Genomic DNA, 12,286 nt, shown 5'->3' with positions numbered 1-12,286 from the left:
GGATGAAAAAAAGTATATATAACCTCGAATTTAAACTGTTTTTTAGAAACAGCTCCTCATGGATAGGCATCATTGTGCTGCTGATTACAGGCTTTGCCGGTTTGTATTTCGGCAAAACATTTATTGCCAACCAACAGGCCGTAATTGAAAAAGCAGCAATGCTACAAAAGAAAAACACCCTTAGCAATATCGATCATTTTGGTAAAGATATTGGCTTATTGTTTTACCACAATAAGTTTTCATTGGCTAATGCGCCCAATGCCTGGGCCGCCTTTGCCAATGGGCAGCGGGATATTAACCCTTATTTAATTTCGGTAACCATGTTGGGTTTAGAAGGTCAGATTTACGATACAGATATTAATAACCCAGTAAGCCTGCTTTTGGGCAACATGGACCTGAGTTTTGTGTTTATCTTTTTATTTCCCCTGGTGATTATTGCCTTTAGCTATAACTTACTTTCGGAGCAAAAAGAAAGTGGGGTTTGGTCGCTTTTAAGCGCACAGACCAATCGGTCTTTTCAGGTAATCTGGCAAAAATTTTTAGTTAGGGTAGCCGTAATTTTCTCTGTTGCTTTATTACTATTATTTGCAGCTATTCTTTATTTGCATTTGCCTGTAGATTTCATTTTCTTTTCAATAACTACACTCGTCATATTTTATCTGGCTTTCTGGTTTGCAGTTTCGTTTTTTATCATTTCTTTAGCAAAATCATCGAACTTTAATGCATCGGCATTGGTTGCCGTTTGGGTACTGATCTGCATTGTAATTCCAGCATCACTTAACCTTTTTCTTACCAGAAAATACCCCATCCCAGAAGCACTGCAAAATGTAATTAACCAACGCGAGGGTTATCACGAAAAATGGGATATGGCCAAAGAAGTTACCATGAAACCATTTTTTGAACATTATCCGGAACTGAAGCAATATCCCTTCCCACAAGAGAAAACTTTTAGCTGGTTCTGGTATTATGCCATGCAACAGATGGGCGACGATCAGGCAATAGCAAGTAGGCGCGCAATTGAGAATAAACTGGCCGCCAGACAGCGATTTACAAATACGCTTGCATTTTTCTTCCCTACGATACAAACCCAGTTGGGGATAAACAATATGGCTGGATCGGATCTTAATGCCCACCTCGATTTCCAGCAAGCGGTTAGAAAATATCATGAGCAGATCCGCTTGCATTTTTATCCCGATATCTTTCTTAATAAAACAGTGGACAGTACAGATGTTAAGGACTATAAATTGGAAAAATATAGTCCACAGCAAACGCCTTCAGTTTGGATTAATTTGCTATCTATATTGACCCTAACCGTAATCATAATTGGAGCAACAGCTTTTAACTTTAAAAGGCAGGAACAATTTTAGGTTTACTGCGACTGAACAATATAAAAATGGTCTGTGTTTTACATGGACCATTTTTTTTATCATAAACGGTTAAGAAGTTATAAATATGGAGTAGGTGATGGCCTGTCGAATAGAAATTAGCCGAAATCAAAAGCAGTAGGAGTTAATTCCACGTTGCAGCCAAATAACCTATAGAACAATGTACTAAAACCTATTAGCCAAAAAAGAAAATCATTACATCTGACTAAACCCTACAGGATGGAACAGGATGGACTAACGAAATAAAAGTTCTAATCTCGTATAACCAAGTATAATCAATTATTTTAATCGATACCTATATGAGCAAGAAAGACCATACATCAAACAATGCAATCGTTTGCACCTAATCACCCCTATACTACCACTTTAAAGCCTTAAGATTAAGAAAAGACTATTGTAGTCAAACATTAAAAACTAACTCATTTTCATTCTATAACAGATAATACATTCAGGAAAGAATGGATTAATTGCTTAATCATATGCCCTCAAAACAGGTAGCACACTCCATCTAGTATGCTATTTGGCTAAATAACCAAATATTTACATAACCAATAAAACTATGGATCTTAATTTTTATCCAGAAAATCTAAAGCGACGAAAAGGCTCTTCGTACAAAAAAATCCTGATTACGGGTATGTCGGCATTGTGCCTACTTTGTGTGGCGAACACTGCAGATGCGACCAACCTTAAAGCAACACCGGAAACTTTGGGTACAAACATTTCAACGAGCAAACGGGATGTTAACCTTAAAGGAAAAATTGTTGATGAAAAAGGTGAAACTTTGGTTGGCGTTAGTATAAAAGTAAAAGGTACAACTATTGTTGCCTCTACCGATGCCAACGGTGCTTTCTCCATCACTATTCCCTCAACGGTGAGCAATCCGGTTTTGGTAGTTTCGTACATCGGATATACGACACAAGAAGTACCTGTCGATGGAAAAACAACAATCAGCATCCAATTAAAAAGTTCCACAAATGATTTAGATGAGGTTGTAGTTGTTGGTTATAACACGGTGAAGAAAAGTGATTTAACCGGAGCGGTTGTAAGCGTGGGTGCAGAACAGATCAGATCGAGGCCGGTACAAAATGCATTACAAGCCATACAGGGTAAGGCAGCCGGGGTTGATGTTACTTCAAACGAGCGCCCAGGTCAGATCGGCTCTATTTTAATCAGAGGCGTACGATCTATAAACGCCAGTAATTCACCACTTTACGTCGTAGACGGCATTCCATTTGCCGCAGGTGGTATCGAAGCCATCAATCCAAACGATATCGAAACCATCGACATTTTAAAAGATGCATCGGCAACTGCAATTTATGGATCGAAAGGAGCAAATGGTGTTGTATTGGTTACCACCAAAAAAGGTAAAGCCGGCAGATTAACTTTAGATTATGTGGGTACGGCAACCATCGAAACCATCCAGAACAGAACACAGATGATGAATGCTGCTGAATACATCGAATTCCGTCGCGATGCTTACCGTCGTGTAGGTTATTTAAATCCTGCGGCACAGGCAAGTACTACTTATCCTGTTATACCAACACAAGCAGATGATAACCGCATATTTCCTAACGATAGTTATGTAACGGCGAACATTGCACAGGGCTGGCAAAATGGCGTTTACGATGGCAGTTTAGTGCCTACAACAAATTGGACCGATTTGGTTACGCGGACTGGTATTACACAAGACCATGTATTAAGCGCCAGTGGCGGTACAGACAAATTAAAAGCCTACGCCTCATTTGGCTACTTAAACCAGATTGGTACAGAACTTGGCCAGGATTATAACCGTTATACTTCTAAGGTAAGTGTAGAACTGAATCCGGTAAAGTGGTTTAAATTCGGGGCTAACATTACCGCATCTTATGGCTTGCAGAACTATGGATTTTCAACAGGTAATGCAACAGGTCCGAGCAGTTTATATGGTGCAGCACTTGGCATGCTTCCTGTTGCTGTACCTTTTGATGTAAACGGTAACAGGATCAATTTACCAGGTGCCGATATCAATATTCAAAATCCCGTGGGTGAAGATCAATACAATATCAACTTACGTAAAGTGTTAAGAACAATCGGCTCTTTTTATGCTGAAGTAAGCCTTTTAAAAGGATTAAAGTATCGTATTAACTTCGGCCCTGATTTTTATAATAACTACAACGGAAGATACCAGGATGCAAAATCAATCAATCGTGGCGCGGGCGAATCAGGTTCTACCAATTATGCTCAGCTTAACCAAAACAACAGATTTGCCTATACACTAGATCACTTGGTTTATTACGATAAAACAATAAAAAAACACAACTTTGGCGTTACTTTATTGCAGAGTTCATCGCTCTTTAAAGAAGAGAGCTCATCCATGACGGGAACTAAAATCCCTTTAAGTAACCCGCTCTGGTACGGCTTAGGCGGTGCCAATATTCCGAGTCTGGATGCTTTTAGTACCGATTTGAGCAGAAACACCCTTGTATCTTACATGGCCAGGGTTAATTACAGCTTTAATAGCAAATACCTGTTAACGGCATCTGCCCGTTGGGATGGTGCATCGCAATTAGCTGAAGGCAACAAATGGGACTTTTTCCCTTCTACTGCAATTGCGTGGCGTATAGATCAGGAAGATTTCATGAAAAACATTAAATGGATCGATCAGATGAAACTTCGCTTAGGTGTAGGTAGTGTAGGTAATTCGGCTATTTCTTATGGAACAACGTTAGGTAAATTACAGCCCTTAACTTATACTTTTGGTGGTTCGGTACAAACCGGATATGTAGCCTCTGATGCATCACTGGCCAGTCCGCCTACCTTACCAAACAAGGCGCTTGGGTGGGAGCATACCTTACAATATAACCTTGGTCTTGATTTTAGCTTAGTTAAAGGAAGAGTTGGCGGTTCCATAGATTTATATAAATCTAAAACCACCGACCTGTTATTGCAAAAAGATATCTCTTCGATAAATGGTTATACTTCATCTTTCGACAACATTGGAGAAACCCATAATAAAGGTGTCGACATTACCCTGAATACTGTAAACTTAAAAAACAAAGATTTTAGCTGGTCTACAACCTTAAGCTTTTCTGCAAGTAAAGATAAAGTGGTTAAACTGGCCAACGGCGATGTGATTGGTAGTTTATTGTTCATCGGTCAAAGGGTTAGAGTAGCCTACGATTTTGTAAAAGATGGCATCTGGCAAAATACGCCTGAAGACTTAGCTGAAATGGCAAAATTTAATGCTAACCTACCGGCAGCAAGCGCTTTTAAACCTGGTAGTATTCGGGTTAGGGACTTAAATAACGATTATAAAATTGATGCCAATAACGATAGAATGATAAGAGGAAGTTACACACCAAGCTGGACCAGCGGGATTACCAATACTTTTAATTACAAAAACTTCGACCTTTCTATTTTTATTATTGCAAGATATAATTTCTTAATTGCCACGGGTGCAGAATCGCTTCAGGGCCGTTTTGCCCAACGCTTGGTTGACTATTGGACACCAACCAACCCAACAAACGATTATCCTGCACCAAATTATGGAAGTGCAGCCGGCGATCCTTACAGAAGTTCTATGAACTACCAGGACGGATCTTTCGTAAAAATCAGAAATATCTCATTGGGCTATTATTTCCCGGAAAAAATTGCCAAAAAATTAGCGTTATCTAAATTAAGGGTATATGCACAAGCCATTAATCCAGGTTTAATTTATTCTAATGTAGGCTGGGTTGATCCTGATTCGGGCATCTCATCCAACAATAGCGTTACCTCAACTTTTAACAGAGGTGTAGTATTTGGTGTTAATGTTAGCCTTTAATCCTTAATCGCTATTTAAAGAAATTGATCATGAAAAAGATTATAAATATATTATCGAGTGCTGCAATATTAGGAGGATTGATGATTTTCCCTACTTCCTGCAAAAAAAGCTTCTTAGATGAAGAGGTTGTTAATGCCCGTACCACTGCAGATTTTATCACAACTGACGGCCTCGACGGTTTAACCATAGGCATGTACCAAAGTTTAAAATTTCATTTTAATTATACCTGGGCATACACTACATCCAACTATGGAGTTGACGAATTTACCGTTGGTGGAGATAGAACTGAACAAATGTGGAACTCTTACGACGCAAGTTTAAATTCCCTTAATTCGGATGTGGCCAGTGTATGGGACAATATGTACGAAAACATAAATTCGGCCAATATTCTTATCAAAAACGTACCATTATACTATCAGGGCGCAAGTAAAAACACACGCCTGGGCGAAGGTTACTTTATGCGCGCTTTCGATTACTTTAAACTAGTAAAACAGTATGGTGGTGTTCCGTTAAGGTTAGAAGCACAGGATTTCATTCAGGAAGAATTTACAAGGAACAGTGCAAAAGAGGTATATGAGCAAGTGATTCAAGATTTTACACAAGCTTATAACTTTTTGCCGCCTACGGTAACAGAAACCGGACGGATTACCAAATGGGCGGCTGCGCACTTTTTGGCAAAAGCATATTTATTCCGTGCAAGTGAAATAAACAATGCATGGAATAGCGATACCAAAACTGCAGATCTTCAGAACGCTGTAAAATATGCAGACCTTGTGATTAATAGCGGTCAGCATACCCTGGCTACCAACTTTAGCGATTTATGGAATTTCACCACCATTGATGGAGCGAACGAAACCAATAAAGAAATCATATTAGCCGCACAGTTTTCTGGCAATACAGCTACTCAGGGCCGTTATGGTAACCAGATACATTTGTATTATCCGTCTATTTACCAAAATTTACCAGGTATGCAACGTGATATCCCGGGCGATCGTGAATTCCAGCGTTTAAGATCTACAGATTATGCCCTGGATGTTTTCGACCGCGTAAACGACTCGAGGTTTTGGAAAAGCTTTAAAACACGTTATTTATGTAATAGACCTGCCGGAGCACCACTTTGGACAGCTGGAACAGCACCAACACCAGATCTTGTGGGTAAAGCAAAATTTGCTGGCGGCGAAGAATCTATTTTATACATCGTTAATAATGCAGGCGATACCAGGTATACACCCGCAGTTGCGAATGCAAACCCTGCACTTCCCACCGATATTGGCCGCCGCAAGCCAAGTATGTATGTAAGGTACTTTGCTGGTCAACCGCAAAGTTATTTGGGTGGACATGGAAATTATGGTGTAAGTCAGTTTGTTGCTTTATCTAAATTTATGGATGGTTCAAGAAATGCTGTAGCCTCACAATTTGGTCAACGAGATGGCATTTTAGCACGCCTGGCGGAAACCTACTTAATTGCGGCTGAAGCTTACGGACGAATGGGCCAGTTTGCGCAGGCCATTCCATACTTAAATAAAGTTAGAGACCGTGCTGCATATAAAGAAGGAGAAGACAGATCAGCATATGTAGATGGTGGTGCGTCATATAAAAACAACCCTGCAGCAAACACAGCGCCATTTGTTTCATACTCTGATAAAAATAGTTATTTCGAATCAAATAACATCACTGCCACAACAGCCACCACGTTAACCAATATGCACTTAAATAATGAAGCCGATATATTTAACTCCAACAAAGAGTTCTATGATAAAATTGGTGCTACCTCACAGGAAAATAAGTTTACCGCTTTTATCTTAAACGAACGCTCGAGAGAGCTAATGGGCGAGCTATTACGCTGGGAAGATTTGGCACGTACCAAAACATTGGTTGCAAGAACAGCTGCCTTTAACGATGAAGCAAAACCATCAGAAAGCAAACATTACCTACGCCCAATTCCTCAAAGTTTCTTAGATGTAATTAAGAGCGGGGGCGCGGCATTAACACCTGAACAAAAACAGGCTATGCAAAACCCTGGCTGGTAAGCCAATTAAGCATTTAAAAAAGAGCAATTTACTTTCGGGTTTATTGCTCTTTTTTATTTGGATATTACTATTTATTGTAGTGAAACCGGCATTGAATCACGGCACATTGTTGATCTTTGCCTTTGGTACCCGATACTTGACAAACCAAACGATGTTCCCCGGTAATCCGCCGTGACCAAAAGCCTTTTAAATTATGCTTTAAAGCTTCAGGTTTTCCTAAACCATGAAATGGTGTTCTTGTTATATCTTTCAGGAGTGCCCTAATTTTTCTTTCCGCTTCATCATCATTATCCATCCAATATTCAAAATCCTCCCAGGCTTCTTCAGTAAACAATATATTCATTGCTTAAAGCTCAACAGACTTTTCGTCTTCTACGGAAAATTGCTTCATTCTACCGTTTTTTAAACTCTCTATAGATTTATCTAATCTTTTGCGATTTGCTTCAGTCGACATTAAATGTGCAGTTTCGGTAAGTGCATTATATTCTTTAATTGAAATCACTACTATAGCATCATCTTCGTTGTTATTTCGCGGAACAATTAAAACATCCTCTGTAGCACTTATTTCATCAAAGTAGCTCTTCATGTTTGTTCTGAGCGAAGAAATGGTTACTGCTTTCATCTTAATCGAATTTGTACAATAAAATGTACATCTTAATGTACAAAAAACCAAATAAAAATAATAACATGATCTATGCTATTATTTCCTCTATCGCAGATTCGGCTCTGTTAAATTGTATTGCTTTTGTTACCCACCCCGCTATATCGGATAAAGTATTATTTCAAACGTTTGAAAAGCGCTAAAAGCTGTTTATCCATATGCAACCTATTTTCTACAGGATAGAGCAGGATGGCCCTCTCAATTTTAAACGCTAAACTCGTTTAAACTATTTAACCAAATATTTCTTTTTATTAGTGGCATTTTTATCCAATGGTATAGAAACGGTCCAATAATGATCAATTTGAGATGAAAAAACTCCTCCTTGCCTTTTTGATATTGTTTTCTATATGTGCTTTTGCTCAAAAAAGCAATAAAACAACACTAGTTCCCAAGCCATTGTACAGCGATCCTGTTTACGATGGCGCTGCCGATCCGGTGGTCATCTGGAATAAAGGAGAAAAGAAGTGGTTTATGTTTTATACCAACCGCAGAGCAAACGTTAAAAACCTTGATGGCGTAAGTTGGGTACATGGCACGCGTATCGGCATTGCCGAGTCGAAAGATGGTGTAAAATGGAAGTACCGCGATACCTGCGATATTCAATACCGGCTAACCGATTATACCCATTGGGCACCAGAAGTAATCGAAAATAAGGGAATTTACCACATGTATTTAACCTATGTGCCTGGCGTTTTTAAAGATTGGCGCCACCCACGGTACATTGTCCATCTTACCAGTAAAAACCTCATCAACTGGAAATTCGAATCCAAACTGAACCTTGCCTCCGATCGCAGCATTGATGCCTGTGTATTGAAATTGCCTGATAACAAAGGCTGGCGCATGTATTACAACAATGAAATGGCCGGCAAATCGATCTATTATGCCGATAGTAAAGATCTGTACAACTGGGAAGATAGTGGCAAAAAATTAATTGGCGATAAAGGCTGCGAAGGTCCAAAAGTTTTCTACTGGAAAAACACTTATTGGATGGTAGTAGACAACTGGAACGGTCTCGGCATATATTCATCTACGGATCTCCTCACCTGGAAACGCCAGCCCAAAAACATTTTACAGGCACCCGGAAAAGGAACCGATGATGGTGTAATGGGCGGTCATGCCGATGTGTTGGTGAATGGCGATAAAGCCTATATCTATTACTTTACCCATCCTGGCCGAATACCCGAAAATAAAGGGATCGATAACTACATGACTAGAAGAAGTGTACTTCAACTGGCAGAATTAGCATACGCCAATGGTGAAATTATTTGCGATCGCGATAAACCTTTATCTATTAGATTAAATCCATAACAAATATGAAGCATATTTACCTCTTTTTAATAGTTACGTTCTTGCCCTTTATCGCTTTTGCGCAACAACCGACTAATCAAAGAAAAACCTACAACTTTAATCCTGGCTGGAAACTCTTTGTAGGTGATTTACCTGGCGCAGAAAGTACCGATTTTGATGATAAGGCATGGGAGCCGATTACCCTACCCTATGCCTGGAACGAAGACGAAGCCTTCAAAAAATCTATAGAAGATTTATCAACCGGTATTGCCTGGTACCGCAAGCATTTTACCATTTCAGAAACCAGCCAAAGGAGCAAAATATTCCTTGAATTTGAGGGCATCAGGCAGGCGGGTGAATTTTACCTGAACGGAAAGTTTATTGGCCGGCATGAAAACGGTGTGATGGCTTTTGGGTTCGACATTAGCAGCTTAATCAACCAGAACAAAGAAAATGTACTAGCAGTTAGAATCGATAATGCCTGGAACTACAAAGAAAAGGCGACCAACTCTGGCTACCAATGGAACGATAAAAATTTTAATGCCAACTATGGGGGGATATCTAAAAACGTTCGCCTGCATGTTACTGGTAATGTATATCAAACACTTCCACTTTATTCTACTTTAAAAACTACGGGTAACTACTGTTACGCTAAAGATTTCAATATTAAAGGTAAATCAGCTTTAGTGGTTTCTGAATCGCAGGTCAAAAATGAAAGTGAAACAGATAAAAAACTGGTTTATGAGGTAGAACTTAAAGACCTTGATGGAAAAATAGTTAAAACCTTTAAATCCGCAGAAACCAATATCAAAGCTGGCGATACTTTAACCTTAAAAGCCGAAGCATTGGTAACCGGCTTAAATTTTTGGAGCTGGGGCTACGGCTACTTATACACGGTTACTTCAAGATTAAAATCTGAAGGCAAACTTATCGACGAGCTCAGCACCAAAACCGGATTTAGAAAAACAGCATTTAAAAATGGGATGGTTTATTTGAACGATCGGGTATTGATGATGAAAGGTTATGCCCAGCGCAGCAGTAACGAGTGGCCGGCAATCGGCTTATCAGTACCACCTTGGCTAAGCGATTATAGCAATCAACTCATGGTAGAAAGCAATGCCAATTTGGTACGCTGGATGCACATTACGCCCTGGAAACAGGATATCGAATCTTGCGACCGTGTAGGTTTGATCCAAGCCATGCCTGCCGGAGATTCGGAAAAAGATGTTACCGGAACCCGTTGGGATCAGCGAAAAGCGGTTATGACAGATGCGATTATTTACAACCGCAACAACCCGAGTATCGTTTTTTACGAATGTGGAAACGAATCGATCAGTACAGCACACATGCAGGAAATGAAAGAGATTAGAAATCTTTACGACCCAAACGGAGGCAGAGCAATCGGATCGAGAGAAATGCTCGATATCCCTGAAGCTGAATATGGTGGCGAAATGTTGTACATCAATAAAAGCGCAACCAAACCATTATGGTCTATGGAGTATTCAAGAGACGAGGCCCTAAGGAAATATTGGGACGAGTTCTCCCCTCCTTTTCATATAAATGGTGCAGGTCCGAAATACAAAGATGCCGATGCCAGCGATTACAACCGCAACCAGGATTCTTTTGCCATTGAAGATGTAATCCGTTGGAACGAATATTATGAAGAACGCCCTGGAACAGGAACCAGGGTAAGTTCTGGTGGGGTAAACATTATATTTTCTGATTCGAATACCCACCACCGCGGCGAAGAAAACTACCGCAGAAGTGGAGAAGTGGATGCGATGCGCATTCCTAAAGATGCCTTTTTTGCACACAAAGTAATGTGGGATGGTTGGGTTGACGCTAAAAAAACAGGCATCCACTTAATCGGGCACTGGAACTACAAAACTGGAGTTAAGAAGAATGTATATGTAGTGGCCAGTGGCGACAAGGTAGAGCTGATTTTGAACAATAAATCGCTTGGTTTTGGCGAAAAAAGTAATGGTTTTCTGTTCACTTTTAAAAACATAACTTACCAGTCAGGCACAATAAAGGCCATCTCTTATTCTTCAGCAGGAAAAAAACTGGCAGAAACACAATTAAAAACAGCAGGCAAACCAGTAGGATTAAAACTTACTGCAATGAAAAACCCAAGCGGTTTTAAGGCTGATGGTGCCGATGTGGTATTGGTGCAGGTTGAAGTAATAGATCAGGATGGAAACCGTTGCCCTACGGCTTCAAATATGATCAAATTTAGTTTAGATGGCCCAGCCGAATGGCGTGGAGGTTTAGCCCAGGGGCCAAATAATTATATTTTGGCCAAAGATCTGCCAGTAGAAAATGGGGTAAACAGAGTGCTCATCAGATCGACAACTACTGCCGGAAAAATTAATGTAACCGCAAAAGCAGAAGACTTACGGCCTGCAAGCCTTTCATTCGAAACTTTACCGGTTAATACTACTCAGGGATTAGCTAACCAATTACCAAGCGATGGTTTGAAACCGAATTTAAGCAAAGGTGCAACACCGCTTGATCCCTCATACACAGTTTCGCGGAAATCGATTAAAATTATTGCTTCCGAAGCAGGTGCAAACAGCGAAAAAGCCAATTTAAGCTTCGATGATAATGAATTGAGTGATTGGGTAAACGATGGAAAGATCGCTACCGCATGGATCAAATATACTTTAGCAAAAGAAAGTACAGTATCAGCAGTCTCTTTAAAATTGAATGGTTTTAGAACCAAAATTTATCCATTAAGGGTCCTGGTTGATGGAAAAGTAGTTTTCGAAGGCAATAGCAAACCTAGCCTGGGTTATTTTACTGCAAACTGCAAACCAGCAAAAGGAAAAACAGTGACCATACAGTTAATGGGTTCAGGAAAAGAAAAAGAAAACTCATATATTGGCGTAGAGGTAAATGGTAAAAAACTTGATGATGGTGTTGACCGTGCAGAAACCAAACTAAAAGGTGGTTTAAGTATTATTGAAGCAGAAATCTACGAGCAGCCATAGGCAGACTTCCGAAGTTTTGCCAGCCCCCCGTTCCGTTGACAGATTCTAATAGAAAGATCGTCATCTCGACTGAAGTGCAACGGAATGGAGAGATCTTTGAACCAAATTATTGAAATGAAATTTAAAAGATT

Annotated in this window: 7 protein-coding genes; 5 read left to right on the top strand and 2 right to left on the bottom strand. The window is 39.9% G+C overall.

The features are described 5' to 3' along the window. The first annotated feature begins 2 nt into the window (after positions 1-2). The 3 genes from LQ227_RS19875 (at position 3) to LQ227_RS19865 (ending at position 7,217) form a co-directional block, all read left to right on the top strand. A complete protein-coding gene (locus LQ227_RS19875) occupies positions 3-1,367 on the top strand; it encodes a DUF3526 domain-containing protein (RefSeq protein ID WP_230150692.1) in 1,365 nt (454 codons plus the stop codon). A gap of 577 nt (positions 1,368-1,944) precedes the next feature. Next, the gene (locus LQ227_RS19870) at positions 1,945-5,187 is read left to right on the top strand and encodes a TonB-dependent receptor (protein ID WP_230150691.1); all 3,243 of its coding nucleotides are present in this window, start codon (positions 1,945-1,947) and stop codon (positions 5,185-5,187) included. Positions 5,188-5,216: 29 nt separating this feature from the next. Beyond that, the gene (locus tag LQ227_RS19865; protein WP_230150690.1) at positions 5,217-7,217 is read left to right on the top strand and encodes a RagB/SusD family nutrient uptake outer membrane protein; all 2,001 of its coding nucleotides are present in this window, start codon (positions 5,217-5,219) and stop codon (positions 7,215-7,217) included. 67 nt (positions 7,218-7,284) lie between these two features. On the opposite strand, the gene LQ227_RS19860 is transcribed toward LQ227_RS19865, so the two are convergent. After that, on the bottom strand, positions 7,285-7,560 hold the full coding sequence (locus tag LQ227_RS19860; protein WP_230144931.1) for a Txe/YoeB family addiction module toxin: 276 nt from the start codon (positions 7,558-7,560) through the stop codon (positions 7,285-7,287). Between the two features lie 3 nt (positions 7,561-7,563). Continuing rightward, a complete protein-coding gene (locus tag LQ227_RS19855; protein ID WP_230144930.1) occupies positions 7,564-7,839 on the bottom strand; it encodes a type II toxin-antitoxin system Phd/YefM family antitoxin in 276 nt (91 codons plus the stop codon). Positions 7,840-8,184: 345 nt separating this feature from the next. Here LQ227_RS19855 and LQ227_RS19850 point away from each other — a divergent pair, with 345 nt between their 5' ends. Beyond that, entirely contained in the window at positions 8,185-9,186 is a 1,002-nt protein-coding gene (locus tag LQ227_RS19850) for a family 43 glycosylhydrolase (protein WP_230144929.1), read from the top strand. Between the two features lie 5 nt (positions 9,187-9,191). Then, positions 9,192-12,155 (top strand): sugar-binding domain-containing protein, encoded by a 2,964-nt coding sequence (locus tag LQ227_RS19845; RefSeq protein ID WP_230150688.1) that lies wholly within the window; start codon positions 9,192-9,194, stop codon positions 12,153-12,155. The last annotated feature ends 131 nt before the right edge of the window (positions 12,156-12,286 follow it).

The sequence above is a fragment of the Pedobacter sp. Bi27 genome (assembly GCF_918698255.1).
Classification (GTDB): Bacteria; Bacteroidota; Bacteroidia; order Sphingobacteriales; family Sphingobacteriaceae; genus Pedobacter.
This window is presented reverse-complemented; position numbering and strand designations above follow the sequence as displayed.